This window comes from Streptomyces sp. NPDC005492, assembly GCF_040605995.1.
In the GTDB taxonomy this organism is placed as follows: Bacteria; Actinomycetota; Actinomycetes; order Streptomycetales; family Streptomycetaceae; genus Streptomyces.
In genome coordinates this window covers 149,323-165,188 of record NZ_JBEXDX010000011.1, presented here as the reverse complement: position 1 = coordinate 165,188, position 15,866 = coordinate 149,323, and the positions used below count along the sequence as shown (strand labels likewise).

The 15,866-nt window shown below is 70.5% G+C and carries 14 protein-coding genes; 9 read left to right on the top strand and 5 right to left on the bottom strand.

The window, feature by feature from the left end; translation table 11 throughout:
- The first annotated feature begins 2 nt into the window (after positions 1-2).
- From cysC to ABZT04_RS17890, 8 genes are all read left to right on the top strand, one after another.
- Positions 3-539: an adenylyl-sulfate kinase gene (cysC, locus tag ABZT04_RS17925; protein ID WP_356057614.1), complete on the top strand. Its 537-nt coding sequence runs from the start codon at positions 3-5 to the stop codon at positions 537-539.
- Positions 536-1,474 carry a sulfate adenylyltransferase subunit CysD gene (cysD, locus tag ABZT04_RS17920; protein ID WP_356057524.1) on the top strand — a complete coding sequence of 313 codons (939 nt, stop codon included), beginning with the start codon at positions 536-538 and terminating at the stop codon, positions 1,472-1,474. Before cysC ends, cysD begins: the two co-directional genes overlap by 4 nt.
- Positions 1,475-1,476: 2 nt before the next feature.
- Positions 1,477-2,811, top strand: a complete 1,335-nt coding sequence (locus ABZT04_RS17915) for a GTP-binding protein (protein ID WP_356057522.1) — start codon at positions 1,477-1,479, stop codon at positions 2,809-2,811.
- A 236-nt stretch (positions 2,812-3,047) separates the two neighbouring features.
- On the top strand, positions 3,048-4,160 hold the full coding sequence (locus tag ABZT04_RS17910) for an aliphatic sulfonate ABC transporter substrate-binding protein (protein ID WP_356057520.1): 1,113 nt from the start codon (positions 3,048-3,050) through the stop codon (positions 4,158-4,160).
- 10 nt (positions 4,161-4,170) lie between these two features.
- Positions 4,171-4,974 carry an ABC transporter ATP-binding protein gene (locus ABZT04_RS17905; RefSeq protein ID WP_356057518.1) on the top strand — a complete coding sequence of 268 codons (804 nt, stop codon included), beginning with the start codon at positions 4,171-4,173 and terminating at the stop codon, positions 4,972-4,974.
- The gene (locus ABZT04_RS17900) at positions 4,961-5,839 is read left to right on the top strand and encodes an ABC transporter permease (protein WP_356057517.1); all 879 of its coding nucleotides are present in this window, start codon (positions 4,961-4,963) and stop codon (positions 5,837-5,839) included. Before ABZT04_RS17905 ends, ABZT04_RS17900 begins: the two co-directional genes overlap by 14 nt.
- A gap of 5 nt (positions 5,840-5,844) precedes the next feature.
- Positions 5,845-6,582 (top strand): sirohydrochlorin chelatase, encoded by a 738-nt coding sequence (locus tag ABZT04_RS17895; RefSeq protein ID WP_356057515.1) that lies wholly within the window; start codon positions 5,845-5,847, stop codon positions 6,580-6,582.
- A 279-nt stretch (positions 6,583-6,861) separates the two neighbouring features.
- Positions 6,862-9,312 carry a GTPase-associated protein 1-related protein gene (locus ABZT04_RS17890; RefSeq protein WP_356057513.1) on the top strand — a complete coding sequence of 817 codons (2,451 nt, stop codon included), beginning with the start codon at positions 6,862-6,864 and terminating at the stop codon, positions 9,310-9,312.
- A gap of 207 nt (positions 9,313-9,519) precedes the next feature.
- On the opposite strand, the gene ABZT04_RS17885 is transcribed toward ABZT04_RS17890, so the two are convergent.
- Genes ABZT04_RS17885 through ABZT04_RS17870 form a run of 4 tightly spaced genes read right to left on the bottom strand, consistent with a single transcriptional unit; the run spans position 9,520 to position 12,424 of the window.
- Positions 9,520-10,149: a DsbA family protein gene (locus ABZT04_RS17885; RefSeq protein WP_356057511.1), complete on the bottom strand. Its 630-nt coding sequence runs from the start codon at positions 10,147-10,149 to the stop codon at positions 9,520-9,522.
- Between the two features lie 55 nt (positions 10,150-10,204).
- The gene (locus tag ABZT04_RS17880) at positions 10,205-10,807 is read right to left on the bottom strand and encodes a TIGR03086 family metal-binding protein (protein WP_356057509.1); all 603 of its coding nucleotides are present in this window, start codon (positions 10,805-10,807) and stop codon (positions 10,205-10,207) included.
- 25 nt (positions 10,808-10,832) lie between these two features.
- Positions 10,833-11,855 carry a 2-dehydropantoate 2-reductase N-terminal domain-containing protein gene (locus tag ABZT04_RS17875; protein ID WP_356057507.1) on the bottom strand — a complete coding sequence of 341 codons (1,023 nt, stop codon included), beginning with the start codon at positions 11,853-11,855 and terminating at the stop codon, positions 10,833-10,835.
- Between the two features lie 23 nt (positions 11,856-11,878).
- Entirely contained in the window at positions 11,879-12,424 is a 546-nt protein-coding gene (locus tag ABZT04_RS17870) for a DUF1697 domain-containing protein (RefSeq protein WP_356057505.1), read from the bottom strand.
- Between the two features lie 270 nt (positions 12,425-12,694).
- Between ABZT04_RS17870 and ABZT04_RS17865 the strand changes: the two genes are divergently transcribed.
- The gene (locus ABZT04_RS17865) at positions 12,695-14,941 is read left to right on the top strand and encodes an MMPL family transporter (protein ID WP_356057503.1); all 2,247 of its coding nucleotides are present in this window, start codon (positions 12,695-12,697) and stop codon (positions 14,939-14,941) included.
- A 75-nt stretch (positions 14,942-15,016) separates the two neighbouring features.
- Here ABZT04_RS17865 and erm read toward each other — a convergent pair whose 3' ends face one another.
- Positions 15,017-15,796 (bottom strand): ErmE/ErmH/ErmO/ErmR family 23S rRNA (adenine(2058)-N(6))-methyltransferase, encoded by a 780-nt coding sequence (gene erm, locus ABZT04_RS17860; RefSeq protein ID WP_356057501.1) that lies wholly within the window; start codon positions 15,794-15,796, stop codon positions 15,017-15,019.
- Between the last annotated feature and the right edge of the window lie 70 nt (positions 15,797-15,866).

Genomic DNA, 15,866 nt, shown 5'->3' with positions numbered 1-15,866 from the left:
ACGTGACGACCGGAGCCACCGTCTGGCTCACGGGTCTGCCGAGTGCCGGCAAGACCACCATCGCGTTCGAGCTGGCCGGCCGGCTGCGCGAGGAGGGCCACCTCGTCGAGGTGCTCGACGGCGACGAGATCCGCGAGTTCATCTCGGCGGGCCTCGGCTTCAGCCGCGAGGACCGGCACACCAACGTGCAGCGCATCGGCTTCCTCGCCGAACTGCTGGCCCGCAACGGCGTCAAGGCGCTGGTCCCGGTCATCGCGCCGTACGCCGACAGCCGCGAGGCCGTCCGCAAGCGGCACCAGGAGAGCGGCACCGGCTACATCGAGGTGCATGTGGCGACCCCGGTCGACGTGTGCTCCGTACGCGATGTGAAGGGTCTCTACGCCAAGCAGGCCGCCGGTGAACTGACCGGGCTCACCGGGGTCGACGACCCGTACGAGGAGCCCGAGTCGCCGGACCTGCGGATCGAGTCGCAGCACCAGACCGTGCAGGAGTCGGCGGCGGCACTCCACGCGCTGCTCACCGAGAGGGGACTGGCATGACGACGACCGTTGCCAAGGCCGACGAGGGTACGGACACGCCGTACGCCCTCTCGCATCTGGACGCTCTCGAGTCCGAGGCGGTGCACATCTTCCGTGAGGTGGCGGGTGAGTTCGAGCGGCCGGTGATTCTCTTCTCCGGCGGCAAGGACTCGATCGTCATGCTGCACCTGGCGCTGAAGGCGTTCGCGCCGGCAGCGGTGCCGTTCTCGCTGCTGCATGTGGACACCGGACACAACTTCCCCGAGGTCCTCGAATACCGCGACCGCACGGTCGAAAAGCACGGCCTGCGCCTCCATGTGGCCTCCGTACAGGACTACATCGACCGCGGTGTGCTGCGCGAACGTCCCGACGGCACCCGCAACCCCCTCCAGACCCTGCCGCTCACGGAGAAGATCCAGGCCGAGCGCTTCGACGCCGTCTTCGGCGGCGGCCGCAGGGACGAGGAGAAGGCCCGCGCCAAGGAACGCGTCTTCAGCCTCCGGGACGAGTTCTCGCAGTGGGATCCCCGTCGGCAGCGGCCCGAGCTGTGGAACCTCTACAACGGGCGGCACGCGGCCGGCGAGCACGTCCGCGTGTTCCCGCTGTCCAACTGGACCGAGCTGGACGTCTGGCAGTACATCGCCCGCGAGGGCATCGACCTCCCGCAGATCTACTTCGCGCACGAGCGTGAGGTGTTCAGCCGTGCCGGTATGTGGCTGACCGCCGGTGAGTGGGGCGGCCCCAAGGACGGCGAGACCGTCGAGAAGCGTCTCGTCCGCTACCGGACCGTCGGTGACATGTCCTGCACGGGCGCCGTCGACTCCGACGCGGTGACGCTGGAGCAGGTCATCACGGAGATCGCCGCGTCCCGGCTGACCGAGCGGGGCGCCACGCGGGCCGACGACAAGATGTCCGAGGCCGCGATGGAAGACCGCAAGCGCGAGGGGTACTTCTAGACATGAGCACCATCACGACCGAGGAGCTCTCGGCCACCACGCTGCTGCGGTTCGCCACGGCGGGCTCCGTCGACGACGGCAAGTCCACGCTCGTGGGACGGCTGTTGCACGACTCCAAGTCGGTCCTGACCGACCAACTCGAAGCCGTGCAGCGGGTGTCGGCCGACCGCGGCCAGGACGCCCCCGACCTCGCCCTCCTCACCGACGGCCTGCGCGCCGAACGCGAGCAGGGCATCACCATCGACGTGGCCTACCGCTACTTCGCCACCGCCAAGCGCCGGTTCATCCTCGCCGACACGCCCGGTCATGTGCAGTACACCCGCAACATGGTGACGGGTGCCTCCACGGCCGAGCTGACGGTGATCCTCGTGGACGCGCGCAACGGTGTCGTCGAGCAGACCCGGCGGCACGCGGCGATCGCCGCGCTGCTGCGCGTCCCGCACGTGGTGCTCGCGGTCAACAAGATGGACCTCGTCGAGTACAAGGAGACCGTGTTCGCCGCGATCGCCGAGGAGTTCACGGCGTACGCGAGCGAGCTGGGCGTCCCGGAGATCACCGCGATCCCGATCTCGGCGCTGGCCGGGGACAACGTGGTGGAGCCGTCCGCGAACATGGACTGGTACGGCGGGCCGACCTTCCTGGAGCACCTGGAGTCGGTGCCGGTCACCCACGACCTGGCGCACTGCCACGCGCGGCTGCCCGTGCAGTACGTGATCCGGCCGCAGAGCGCCGAGCTCCCGGACTACCGGGGGTACGCGGGCCAGATCGCGGCGGGCACGTTCCGCGTCGGCGAGTCCGTGACGGTCCTGCCGTCCGGGCGGGCCACGAAGATCTCCGGCATCGACCTGCTCGGCAAGCCGGTCAGGACCGCCTGGACCACACAGTCGGTGACCCTCCTCCTGGAGGACGACATCGACATCTCCCGCGGCGACCTCATCGTGCCCAGCAAGGACGCGCCCGCGACCACGCAGGACATCGAGGCGACGGTCTGCCATGTCGCCGACCAGCCGCTGACCGTGGGCCACCGCGTGCTCCTCAAGCACGGCACCCGCACGGTCAAGGCGATCGTCAAGGACATCCCCTCCCGCCTCACGCTCGACGACCTGTCCCTGCACCCGCACCCGGGACAGCTCGTCGCCAACGACATCGGCCGGGTGAAGATCCGCACCGCGGAGCCGCTGCCGGTCGACTCGTACGCGGACTCGCGCCGTACGGGTTCGTTCATCCTGATCGACCCGGCGGACGGCACCACGCTGACCGCCGGCATGGTCGGCGAGTCGTTCGCGGCGCCGGAGCCGGTCAAGGACGGTTCCGACGACGACGGTTGGGACTTCTGACGATGAACTCCACGGACTTCTACTCCACGTTCGCGAAAGAGGGCGGCCGCGTCGGCAGCGGCGCCCTCGGCAGCGGGCAGGGCGGAGTGGCGCGATGTGCGCGATGACGTACGCGCACTGCCTGCGCGCCCAGTCCCCCCACCCGCCGTCCCGGACGCGACGAAAACGTAGACCTGCCGACCTCCCGGCCACGACCTGAGTACGTGACCGCCGGGCCAACGAGAGGAACACCTCCCGTGCCTGCCAACCGCTCCACATACCTGCGTCGCGGCATAGCCGTGATCGCCGCGCTCCCCCTGCTCACCCTCGCCGCCTGCGGTTACGGGTCGGACTCCACCAAGAACAACGCCAAGGAGAAGGTCGCCGCGGGATCCTCGAAGATCGAGGGTCTCGACTCCGTGAAGATCGGCTACTTCGGCAACCTGACCCACGGGACCGCGCTGGTCGGCCGTGAGCAGGGCCTGTTCCAGAAGGAACTGGGCGCCACCAAGGCCGCGTACCAGATCTTCAACGCCGGCCCCTCGGAGATCGAGGCCCTCAACTCCGGCTCCATCGACATCGGTTGGATCGGCCCGTCCCCGTCGATCAACGGTTACGTCAAGTCCGCAGGCAAGGGCCTGAAGATCATCAGCGGTTCGGCGTCGGGCGGGGTGAAGCTGGTCGTCAACCCGAAGACGATCAAGTCCCTGAAGGACGTCAAGGGCAAGAAGATCGCGACTCCTCAGCTCGGCAACACGCAGGACGTGGCGTTCCTCAACTGGATCGCGGACCAGGGCTGGAAGGTGGACGCGACCACCGGCAAGGGCGATGTGTCGGTGATCCGCACGGACAACAAGATCACCCCGGACGCCTACAAGTCCGGTGCCATCGACGGTGCCTGGGTGCCGGAGCCGACCGCGTCCAAGCTGGTCGCCGAGGGCGGCAAGGTGCTGCTGGACGAGTCGACGCTGTGGCCGGACAAGAAGTTCGTGATCACCAACATCATCGTGCGGCAGGCGTTCTTGAAGGAGCACCCGAAGGCCGTCGAGGCCGTGCTGAAGGCCTCCGTCGAGGCCAACAAGTGGATCAACGCCAACCCCGACAAGGCGAAGGCCGCGGCGAACAAGCAGTTGGAGGCGGACTCCGGCAAGGCGCTCAAGGCGAACGTCCTCGACCCGGCCTGGTCGTCGATCCAGTTCACCGACGACCCGCTGGCCGCCACCCTCAACACCGAGGCGGCACACGCGGTCAAGGCCGGTCTGCTGGAGAAGCCCGACCTCAAGGGCATCTACGACCTCACCATCCTCAACAAGATCCTCAAGGCCGAGGGCGCGACCACCGTCGACGCCGCCGGTCTCGGGACCAGCTGATTCCCGCCCGATGAGTTCCCAGGAGGTGACGACCATGGCAACGACCCTCGCCAAGGCCGAGGAGTCGGTGGAGTACGCCGCTCGCCTTGAGCATGTCTCGAAGTCCTTCGCGACGCCGGGCGGACAGCAGCTCGTCCTGGACGACATCAGCATCGATGTCGCGCCTGGCGAGTTCGTCACCCTCCTGGGGGCCTCGGGCTGCGGGAAGTCCACACTGCTGAACCTGGTGGCGGGACTGGACCGGCCGACCGTCGGCTCGATCGCGACGGACGGCCGCCCGGCCCTGATGTTCCAGGAGCACGCCCTCTTCCCGTGGCTGACCGCGGGCAAGAACATCGAACTCGCCCTGAAACTCAGGGGAGTTCCGAAGAACGAGCGGCGCGAGAAGACCGAGAAGCTGCTCGAACTGGTCCGGCTGAAGGGCGCGTACGGCAAGCGCGTCCACGAACTGTCGGGCGGTATGCGCCAGCGGGTGGCACTGGCCCGGGCGCTCGCCCAGGAGAGCAACCTGCTGCTGATGGACGAGCCGTTCGCGGCCCTCGACGCCATCACCCGGGACGTACTGCACGACGAACTCACCCGGATCTGGGCCGAGACCGGTGTGTCCGTCCTCTTCGTCACGCACAACGTGCGCGAGGCGGTCCGGCTCGCGCAGCGCGTGATCCTGCTGTCCTCGCGCCCCGGCCGGATCGCGCGCGAGTGGCAGGTGGGCATCCCGCAACCGCGCCGCATCGAGGACGCGCCCGTGGCCGAACTGTCCCTTGAGATCACCGATGTACTGCGTGGGGAGATCCGCCGCCATGGCCAGCACTGACACGACACCGGTCCAGAACGCCGGCAGCGTCGAGGCGGGCCTGGACGCGCTGGACACCTCGGTCAAGGTCCGTACGCCGTTCAGCCAGACCTTCAAGAACAAGATCCTGCCGCCGATCATCGCGCTCGCCGTGGTCCTCGTGGCCTGGTTCGTCCTCACCCCGGTCGTCGACGACCCGAGCAAGCTGCCCTCCCCCGGCGATGTGTGGGGCGAGGTCGAGGACCAGTGGCTCAAGGGCACCCTGCTCGACTACATCTGGGGCAGTGTCTCCCGCGGTCTGCTCGGCTTCCTGCTCGCGCTGGTCATCGGGACGCCGCTGGGCCTGGTGGTGGCGCGGGTGAAGTTCGTGCGCGCCGCCTTCGGCCCGATCCTCTCCGGTCTCCAGTCGCTGCCCTCGGTCGCCTGGGTCGCGCCCGCGGTGATCTGGCTGGGGCTGGACAACTCCGTGATGTACACGGTCATCCTGCTCGGTGCCGTGCCCTCGATCGCCAACGGCCTGGTGTCCGGCGTCGACCAGGTGCCTCCGCTGTTCCTGCGTGCGGGCCGCACCCTGGGGGCGACGGGCCTACGCGGCACCTGGCACATCGTGATGCCGGCCGCGCTGCCCGGCTATGTCGCCGGTCTCAAGCAGGGCTGGGCGTTCTCCTGGCGTTCCCTGATGGCCGCCGAGATCATCGCCCAGTCACCGGACATGGGCATGGGCCTCGGCCAACTGCTGGAGGTGGGCCGCACCAACAGCAGCATGGCGACGGTCTTCCTCGCGATCCTCCTCATCCTGTTCGTCGGCATCGCGATCGACCTGCTGATCTTCAGCCCGCTGGAGCGGTGGGTGCTGCGCAGCCGCGGTCTGCTGGTGAAGAGCTGATTCCAGTGCGCACTCCGGTCCTCCTCGTCATCGCCCACGGCAGCCGCGACCCGCGGCACGCCGCGACCGTCCACGCCCTGGTGCGGCGGATACGGTCGCGGCGGCCCGGGCTGCGTGTGGAGACCGGCTTCCTGGACTTCAACATCCCTTCCGTGCAGGGGGTGTTGGAGTCCCTGGCGGCGGAGGGCGTCCGTGACGTCGTAGCCCTCCCCCTCCTCCTGACCCGCGCCTTCCACGCGAAGGCGGACATCCCGGCGGTCCTGCGGGACGCGCCGCCACGCCTGCGGATCCGGCAGGCGGAAGTACTGGGTCCGTCGCCGCTGCTGCTGCGGACGCTCGAACGCCGTTTGTACGAGGCCGGGTTGACGCCCGCCGACAAGTCCTCGACCGGGGTCGTGCTGGCCTCGGCGGGCTCCACCGACCCGGAGGCGATCGCGGTGATCGCCGGCCTCGCGCGGGAGTGGCGGCACACGGGTTGGCGTGCGGTACGCCCCGCGTTCGCCTCGGCGGCACTGCCCCGCACGGAGGACGCGGTCCGTGAACTGCGGGCCCTGGGCTGCGAACGCGTCGCGGTCGCGCCGTACGTCCTCGCACCCGGCTTCCTGCCCGACCGCATCGCGCGGGGTGCTGCGGAGGCGGATGTGCTCGCCGAAGTGCTGGGCCCGGCGCCCGAGGTGGCGCGGGTGCTGCTGGAGCGCTACGACGCGGCCCTGGCACCGGCGCTCGCGGTCGTCGGCGCGTAGTACCTTCACTGTTCCCACCTGCCCGGATTCCCGGAAAGGGGCCTCCCGGGGGTCCCGGATCTGCTGGGATGGTTCCTCTGAGGGCTAGGTCCTGTCGTCACATTCCCGTCGTCGCCCGGAGGGCGGCCCGGCGGCGTCAGGTGCGTGCTCTCGGCGTGCCGGGCCCAGAGCCTCGTACTGGACGTACTTGGGTCTGGGCCCGGTGCGGCGAGAGTGCGTGCATGGCGTCGCCGGGCAGACGGGAATGTGACGACAGGGCCTAGTGGGGAGCAAGTAGACGTGGCGGGTCGGGAGTTCGGGCATCGTGAAGGGCCTGCACCGGCCCAACTGCACTACACCTGGACGCCGTCCGGCTCCGGGGATTCCGGCGCCCGGTTCACGGCGGTCGGCGCGGATGTGCCACCGGGGGTGCTGCGGGAGGCCGAGCGGCTCATCGGGTACGAGCGGCCGGAGCGGACCGTCGCCGAGCACCTCAACGGCTTCCCGACCGTCTTCAGCTTCAGTGAACTCGCCGACGGCGGACGGCTGTTGAGCCGTTCCGTGTGCACCGGCGCCGACGCGGGCTTCCATGCCCACGCCTTCCTGCTGCCGTCCGGCACCCGGTTGCCGGACGGTGTGCTGCCCATCTCCACGTGGGAGTCGCCGCGTTGGGCCCAGGCGGCTCCCCCGGACGGCAGGCCCGAGCCCGTCGACCGTGTCGAACCCTCCGGGCTGCTGCGCAAGGAGGCGCTGGTCGCCTTCGCGGTGTCCCGGGCAGGATGGCTCGCCCCGTTCTTCGCCGATCTGCGGGCGGTGGCCGCGGACCCGGGTGCCGGGCAGCTCGTGGTGGTGGAGCACGACAGCGCCGACGTGGCCCGGTGGATCGCGCTCGCCTGCACGGTCCTGCCCCGCGAACAGGCGCACCGGCTCACCTTCACGACGTACACCCGCGACCCCCGGCAGGCCCGTCAGCAGCTCGTCGGCGCCCTGCCGTCCTCCGAGTCCGTGGCCGACGACCGGCGCTACCGCGTGCACGACCGCACAAGTGACCAGCCGTCCGGGCCGGTGAGCGACACCTGGGCCGAGGTGTGCGCCCGGATCTGGTGTGCGGGCCGCCCCGACCTGTTCCGCGACGATCCCGAGGACCTGGGCCCGTTGGCGGTGAGCGCGCTCGTCGCGGGCATCGACCTGCGTACGGACGCCCGTGCGGCGGCGGCGAGTTGGGCGGCGGAGCAGGCGGGTGTGCTGCCGGACGACACGCTGACGGCGTTGGTCGCCGGGTTGTGCGGCGGCCCGGTGCCGCACCTGGGCTCGCGCTCGGCGTCCCTGCCCGGCGAGGCCGAACAGGCGGCCCTGGCCGCACTGTTGGCCCGGTTGGACGGACGCGTGACGGCCGCGGTGTCGGCGCCGCTCGCCGCGCGGGTGCTGGCGTCGGCGGTCCTCGCCCATGGGCCGGTGCCCGCGCTGCGCGCCGGGTCCCTCACCACGCGGGCCCATGACGACCTGGCCCGCGATCTCGCGCCCTCCCTCCGGGCCGGCATCGCGGACACGAATGAACCGGCCGCCGGACGGCCCCTCGCACTGCTCCGGGCCGCCGATCTGCTCGACGTCGACTGCCAGGACCAACTGCCGGAGCTGGCCGAGCGGTTGGCGCGGGAGCTGGTGGATGCGTCGGCATCGGACGGCGCGTCCCCTGCCGTGGGCCGTCCGCCCGCCCTCCTCGACGCGGTGCACACCCACCCCGAGCTGCGGGTCGCGCTGTTCGGCTCGCTCGACACCCTCGCCGCCGCCGAACCGGCCCCGGTCGCACGGGCGTTGAAGGACTCGGAGCTGCCGCTCGGGCTCCAGCAGTCCGGTCTCCCGCATCTGCGGATGTGTGTCGCACCCGCCGGGCCGGACGACCGGCTCGACCGGCTCCACGGTCTACTCCGCACGGCCGGGGTCTCCCCGCACGCCGATCCCACCGTGCTGCGTACGGCCCTCCGCCTCACCTGGCCCGGCGGCGAGCTGCCGACCGGGCAGGAGGCGAGCCTGCTGCTGAAGGAGCTGGGCTCCGACACCCACCGCGCGGCCGGTACCCGGGAGTTGCTGATCGAGGCGGCACTCGCCGCGCCGCCGGACGACCCCGGCATACCGGCGCTCGCCACCGATCTGCTCCGCTGCTTCACCACGGAACTGGGGCCAGGTCGGCGTACCGCTCTGCTCCTTCTGGAGTTCACCGGGCTGCTGGGCACCGGGAGCGAGGGCGAGGAGTGGGTCGGCCGGGTGCTGGAGCTGACGTCCGCCACCGCCGCCGACCCGGTGCCGGACACCGTCGCCGAGCGCGCCTTCCAGGCCCTCGCGTGGCGGCTTCTGGAGGGGGCGGCACCGGAGAACGAGCTGTACGCGCTCGCCCGTTCGGCCGAGCCGCGCCTGCTCGCCGCGTACGAACGGGCGGGCCGCTCGGAGCGGGTGGCCGACCGGTTGCGGACCGGTCCTGCGTATGTCGCCGACCGGTTCTGCGACTGGAGCGCGTTCCCGGGGACGTACCCCGCCTGGGACGAGACCCGCACCACCCTGCTGACCAAGGTGCTCCGGCCGGCCGTGCGGGCCCTGTCGGTCGAGGACCAGGGCGCGGTCGAGGCGGCACTCGACCACGCGGGCCGCGGCAAACTCGACGCGTTCCGCGCCTGGAACCGCCCCGGCGCGCTCGGGCGGCTCGCGGGACGGCTGTCGGGGCGGGGGCGACGCGTCGAACAGCCCGGCGGGTGACCGGACTTGGGAGGTGACGGACCCGGCGGGCGGCAAAGAAGCGCCGCCCGAAGTCCGGCACTCCCCTGCGATGTCGGACCCCGGACGGCCCGTCCGCAGCGCGGCCCCCGCCGGCCTGAGCCTGGTCTCGGGGGTCGCTTTCTCTACTGCGTTCACCGCCGCGTTTTTGTCACTGCACGACGACAACTCCCCCTGGCTTTGCCCCGTTCAGTCGAAGGACAGGCCCCCGGTACGCGTCCGCTTCAGCTCGAAGAAGTCGGGATGCGTGGCCAACACCCGGAAGATGTCGAAGAGTTCGGCCGCCTTCGCGCCGCGCGGAATGGCCCGCAGGACCGGGCCGAACCACACCGTTCCGTCGACGTGCAGGGTCGGCGTGCCCACATATCCGCCCGACTCCTCCTCGACGCCCGCCTCATGACTGCGGCGCACGGCGTCGTCGTACGACGGGTCGTGGGCGGCGTCGGCGAGTTCGGCGGGGAGGCCGAGTTCGGCGAGGGACTCGGTGATCACCTTGTCGAAGTCGTCGTGGCGCCGCTCGTGGATGCGGGTGCCGAAGGCCGTGTAGAGGTCCCGCAGGACCTTGTCGCCCCGCTGTGCGGCGGCGGCCACGGCGACGCGGACGGGGCCGATCGACCTGTCGACCAACTCCCGGTACCAGTCGGGGAGTTCGTTGCCGATGTTGTGGAGATAGAGGCTCATCGCGTGAAACCGGAGGTCGAGCGGGCGCTCGCGCTCGACCTCCAGCAGCCAACGCGAGGTGATCCACGCGAAGGGGCAGGCGGGGTCGAAGTAGAAGTCGACGCGGACCGGGTCGCCGGCACGGGTGTCTGGGCTCATACCGGACACGCTAGCCCCGCAATGGGCCGATGGCTCGACCCAATCGGCCAATCTCTCAGTGGTCCACTTTGGCCATGGCCGTCTGCCGGGGGTCCCGGCCGCTGGCCGCGAGGGCGCGGTCGAACACGGGGGCGTCGTCCGGCACCGGCACCGGGTCGGCAAAGCCGTCGTACTGGCGGTACAGCTCGGCGTGCTTCTCGACCACGTCGAGGACGAGGCGGGCGGCGCCGTCCGAGACCCGGTACTCCTGGCCGGTGGCCGTGGCGACGTCCCAGCCGTGCACCGCCAGCTCCTTGATGATCATCGAGGCGATCTCGTCGGCCGGCATCTTCGCCATGCCGAGATCGATCTCGCCCTCCCAGACCGCCGGGTCGGCCCAGGCGGCGACGGCCCGGTCCAATTGGGCGGCGTACGCCTGTGCCCAGTCCGGGTCCGCGGTGAAGTCGCGGGCGGTCAGCTCCTCGGGGAGCTGCTTGCGCAGGGCGCGGTGTTCGAGGCCGTGCGAGGTGTAGAGGACCCAGTGGTTGACCATGGCGCGTACGTCCCAGTCGGGGCAGTGCGTCGGGTCGTCGAGCTGTGCCGCGGTGACACCGCGCGCGACACGCGCCGCCTCGGCGGCGCATTCGATCATGTATGGGTGCAGGTCGTGGTTGCTCATGGGTCCCACGCTAGGGACGGCGCCGTCAGGACTCTTGAACAAACGCGACAGCCTCGTCGGCGAGGCGGAGCAGCTCGTCGAACGGCATCGAGCCGGGCGCCCTGCGCTCGCGCGCGAAGTCGTTCGCGAGCCGTTGCAGCAGGTCGTTGAGGGGGGTCGGGACGCCGTGCAACCGTCCCAGCAGGGCGATCTCGCCGTTGAGATAGTCGGCCTCGATGGTGCCGGTCCCCCGGCTCAAGGACTGCCAGGAGGAGCCGCCGCCGCGCGGGGCACCGTCGATCTCCACGAGCTGGATCTTGTCGCCGCGTGCCTCCCGCTCCTCCTCGGCGCTCGCGTACGCGATACCGGCCGCGTCGAGCACGGCCGTGCCCTCGGCCCGAATCCGCCGGTAGAGGGCCAGGCTCTCGTCGCTGGTACGGCTCCCGGCGACCGCCTCGATCGCGTTGACGAGGTTGCCGAGCAGCTTGGCGTACTGCCAGCGCGTCACATCGGGTACGACCGGCGCCTCGAACCTCGACTTCTCGAGGTCGGCGGCGATCAGCCGGGCGGTCTCGTCCGTGCCGTGCGGCCAGCGGCCGAGGTGCAGGATGCCGGTGAGCGGGGCACCCTCGGCGGCGACCACACCCGGCTCCACGAAGGTCGCCGGCAGCCAGACGCAGACGCCGTAGACCCGCCGGAACCTGCGCAGTGCCAGGCGCTGGCTCTCCACCCCGTTCTGCGCGCAGACGACCGGCAGCCGCTCGGCGGCCGTACCGCCACCGGATACCGGCGCCGGCCCCCAGAGCGCCAGCGCGGCCTCGCAGTCCTGGGTCTTGGCGGCGAGCACGAGGACGTCGTCGGGCCTCAACTCCCCCAGTTCGTCCGGCCCTTCGACCACCGGCGGCCGGTACGTCGACTCGCCCTCCGGCACCTTGAACCGCAGCCCTCGCTCGGCCAGCGCCGCCCGGTGCGCGCCCCGCGCCACCAGGACGACCTCGTGCCCCGACCCGGCCAGCCGGCCACCGATGGCCCCGCCGACGGCCCCTGCTCCGATGATGATGTAGCGCATGGGGCCGAGCCTCGCACAGTCGGTCAACTACCGGTCATCTCCACCAGTTTGAGCACGGTGTTCCAGTTGCGGGTGGTCGCGATCAGCCCCTTGTTGAAGCGGGACCGGGAGAGTTCCACGGCGAGCTTGGAGCGGCCGAGGCCGTCGGGGGCGTAGAGATACAGGGCGCGGTCGCCGAGGCGGAACTCCTCGGGGAGGAACGCGGCCGGGTCCAGTCCCGCGAAGCGGTCCTCGCCTGGCGGTGCCGAGTAGTAGGTGACATGGAGCTGTTTGGCCTCCAACTCTGCTGCTGGGAAAGGGCAGTTGTCGGCGATCGCGGCCAGGTAGGCGTGGTCGCGGACGACGATGTCGACCGTGAAACCGAACCGCTCCTCGACCGCCCGCGCGAGCTGGGCCGCGAGGAACTCCTCGTCGCCGTCGTCGCTCGCGAACACTGCCTGGCCGCTCTGGAGATAGGTGCGGACGTCGCCGTGTCCGAGGCCTTCCATCAGCGTGCGCAGGTCGGCCATCGGGAGCTTTCTGCTGCCGCCCACGTTGATTCCGCGCAGGAGCGCCGCATACGTCGTCATCCGGACACCATAAGGCGGTCTTCCCGCCCCGTGGGGGTGGGCACGACGGCTCGCAGGTCTCGCGCACCCTGATCATCTCCCCCTAGCCGCCCGGATAGATGTAAGGGGCCGGAGTCCTCCCCAGTGCGGAGGGTTCGCGGTCCGTACGGAGGAGCCGTGCCCTCGGCACTTCACCGGAAAGCACGAGGAGACGTTCTTATCCCGCGCATACCTTCGAACCATGAGGTGGCGGCAGGGGGCTGTCACCGTGCACAAGGGGGCAAGCCCGTCATGGGGAACGCAGATTCGCGGGTACGGGGCCTCGCCGCCCGGGCCGGCGGCTGGAGCGCCCGGCACCGGTGGGCCGCGGTCGGCATCTGGGTGCTGTTCGTGGTTCTGGCGATGGGGATCGGTTCGGCGGCGGGCCGTGTCGATGTCGACGAGAGCGACCAGCTCAAGGGGGAGACGCACACCGCCGCCACGATCATCGACGACGCCGGAATCAAGGAACCGTCCAGCGAGACCATCCTGATCCAGTCCAGGAACGGGTCGCTCATCTCCACGGACAGCGAGTTCCGCACCGCGGTCACCGCCGTCGTCAAGGCCGTCGAGCAGACCGGCAAGGTCACCGACGTCACCTCGCCGTACGACACGAAGACGATCTCGAAGGACGGGCGGAGCGCGCTCGTCCAGTTCGACATGCGGGGCGACGCGGACACCGCCGGTGACCGGGTGGAGCCGGTGCTGAACGCCGTCGCCGGGGTGCAGAAGGACCATGCGTCATCGCTGCGGATCGAGGAGATCGGCGGCGCCAGCATGGCGAAGCAGTACAAGGACGCGTTCGGCGACGACTTCAAGAAGGCCGAGTACTCCGCCGTTCCCGTGGCCCTCGGCATCCTGCTGATCGCCTTCGACGCGCTGGTCGCGGCGCTGCTGCCGGTGGCTCTGGCCATGACCGCGATCATCGCGACGATGGGCCTGATGGGCATCGTCAGCCATGTCCAGCCGATGAGCGACACCGCCAACTCCGTGATGCTGCTGGTCGGTCTGGCCGTCGGCGTCGACTACTGCCTGTTCTATCTGCGTCGCGAACGCGAGGAGCGCGAGGCCGGCCGGGACGCCGGGGCCGCGCTGCGGATCGCCGCCGCGACCAGTGGCCGCGCCATCATCGTCTCCGGTGTCACGGTGTGCGTGGCGATGGCGGGCATGCTGTTCACCGGGCTCGCCGAGTTCGAGGCGATGGGTCTGGCCTCGCTGATGGTCGTCGCGGTCGCCATGGTCGGCTCGGTGACCGTACTGCCCGCGCTGCTCTCGCTGTTGGGCGAGCGGGTCGAGAAGGGCCGTATCCCGTTCCTGCGTCGGCGTAGCCGCCGGGGCAACGGGGAGAGCCGGTTCTGGACCGCCGTACTGAAGGGCGTGCTCGCCAGGCCGCTCGTCTCCGTGCTCGTCGCCGCCGGCGCGCTGCTCGCCATCGCGGCTCCCGCCGTCGGCATGAAGACCGAAAACCTCACCCTGGACCAGGAGTTCGGCAACTCCCTGCCCATAGTGGGGACTTACAACCGCGTCAACGACGCCTTCCCGGGCGGCACCGAGCCGGCCGAGGTGATCGTCAGGGCGAAGGACATCAACGCGGCCGACGTCAAGCAGGCGCTCGCCGACTTCAAGGCCCAGGCGGTCAGTTCGGGTGCCTCGCGCGGCCCGGTCGACATCAAGCTGCACGACGCGCAGAACGTCGCCTTCGTCTACGTCCCGCTCGTCGGCGGCTCCGACCAGGACAAGGCCGCCAAGAGCCTGGAGAAACTGCGCGACGAGGTACGGCCCGCCACCCTCGGCAAGGTCGACGGCGTGCAGGCACCGATCACCGGGAACGTCGCCGGATCGCACGACTTCAACGACCAGCTCCTCGGGTCGGTCGTACCGGTCTTCGCGTTCGTCGTGGCCTTCGCCTTCCTGCTGATGCTCCTGTCGTTCCGCTCACTGACGGTCGCGATCACCTCGATCGCCCTCAACCTGCTTTCGGTGGGCGCCGCCTACGGCATCCTCGTCGCGGTGTTCCAACACGGCTGGGGTGCCTCGCTGGTGGGCGCGGAGGGCGTCGGCGCCATCGTCACCTGGCTGCCGCTGTTCCTCTTCGTCATCCTGTTCGGCCTGTCGATGGACTACCACGTGTTCGTCGTCTCCCGCATCCGCGAGGCACGGCTGCGCGGCCGTACGACACAGGAGGCGATCCAGCACGGCGTGGTCACCACGGCCGGCGTCGTCACCAGTGCCGCGATCATCATGGTCGCCGTCTTCGCGATCTTCGGCACGCTGTCCATGCAGTCCATGAAGCAGATGGGCGTCGGCCTCGCGGCGGCGGTCCTCATCGACGCCACGGTCATCCGGGGCGTCCTGCTCCCCGCGGTGATGGCGCTGCTCGGCGAGCGCAACTGGTACTTCCCGAAGTGGCTCCACCGCCTCCCGGACCTCACCCACGACGAGTCCGCCGAGGAGATCACCTCCACGGTGGCGGGCGAGGGTGAGCCCATCCGGGTGTAACTCCTCCTGACTGAGGGCCTGTTGGTATCCCCGGGGGAACCAACAGGCCCTCATTGCCGTCCTGTCGCACCTTCGCTACGACGTCAACTCCTCGTACAGCCTCAACCAGTACTCCGGGCACACCGCACCGACCAGGACGTGCGGATCGAGGCGCGCCGCACGGAACGCGGCGTCCACGCGGCGCCTCGGGTGGGCCCGGCGCAGGGAGGCGTGCAGCGAGCCGCCCACCCCCGAGAAGCCCAGCTCGACCAGGTGCCGCCAGCCGGGCAGCGCGGCGGGTTCGAGCAGCGGGATCCCGCGCCGCTCGATCCGGACGATCCCGGCGTCGACGCGCGGCACGGGACTGAACCGCCGCCGGTCGACCCGTCCGACCAGCCGCCACTCGTAACGGGGCCAGCTCCGCACCGTCAGCAACGTCCAACTCCCGTAGTCCCCGGTGCGTTTGCGGGCGTACTCCAGTTGGGTGAGGAGGGTGGCGTCGGTGAGGGCAGGGGCGCGCAGGCACCAGTCGACGATGTCGGCGGTACGGGAGAAGGGCACGTTCCCGGCGACGGAGAACGGCGTGCGTGGGGGCCGGGTGTCCATGAAGTCCCCGGCGACGACGTGCACTTGGGATGTGGTGGAGAAGCGGGCGTGGAGTTTCGGGACGAGCCGGGGGTCGATCTCGTGGGCGCGCAGTTCGCGGCAGCGGGGTGCGAGCACCGCGGTCAACGCGCCTTTTCCGGCGCCCACTTCGAGGAGGAGGGGGATCCGCCGTCCGTGCGGGACGGCGAGGCGGGCGACGTATTCGGCGGTGGCGCGGTCGGCGAGGAAGTTCTGCGAGAGCGCGCGGGAAACGCGGGTGGGGCGGGCCATGGCCTGCGGTCCTTGTCTTCCGTGAAGGGCATACGGGCAGACGAAGGCCCCGACCGGAAGAAAGGAGGAT

Bases quoted from the DNA above. Each gene is read 5' to 3' on its own strand.
- ABZT04_RS17905 (WP_356057518.1), top strand. From the start codon at position 4,171: ATGAGTTCCCAGGAGGTGACGACCATGGCAACGACCCTCGCCAAGGCC.
- cysD (WP_356057524.1), top strand. From the start codon at position 536: ATGACGACGACCGTTGCCAAGGCCGACGAGGGTACGGACACGCCGTAC.
- ABZT04_RS17875 (WP_356057507.1), bottom strand. From the start codon at position 11,855: ATGCGCTACATCATCATCGGAGCAGGGGCCGTCGGCGGGGCCATCGGT.
- ABZT04_RS17900 (WP_356057517.1), top strand. From the start codon at position 4,961: ATGGCCAGCACTGACACGACACCGGTCCAGAACGCCGGCAGCGTCGAG.
- ABZT04_RS17865 (WP_356057503.1), top strand. From the start codon at position 12,695: ATGGGGAACGCAGATTCGCGGGTACGGGGCCTCGCCGCCCGGGCCGGC.
- ABZT04_RS17915 (WP_356057522.1), top strand. From the start codon at position 1,477: ATGAGCACCATCACGACCGAGGAGCTCTCGGCCACCACGCTGCTGCGG.
- erm (WP_356057501.1), bottom strand. From the start codon at position 15,796: ATGGCCCGCCCCACCCGCGTTTCCCGCGCGCTCTCGCAGAACTTCCTC.
- ABZT04_RS17880 (WP_356057509.1), bottom strand. From the start codon at position 10,807: ATGAGCAACCACGACCTGCACCCATACATGATCGAATGCGCCGCCGAG.
- ABZT04_RS17885 (WP_356057511.1), bottom strand. From the start codon at position 10,149: ATGAGCCCAGACACCCGTGCCGGCGACCCGGTCCGCGTCGACTTCTAC.
- ABZT04_RS17870 (WP_356057505.1), bottom strand. From the start codon at position 12,424: ATGACGACGTATGCGGCGCTCCTGCGCGGAATCAACGTGGGCGGCAGC.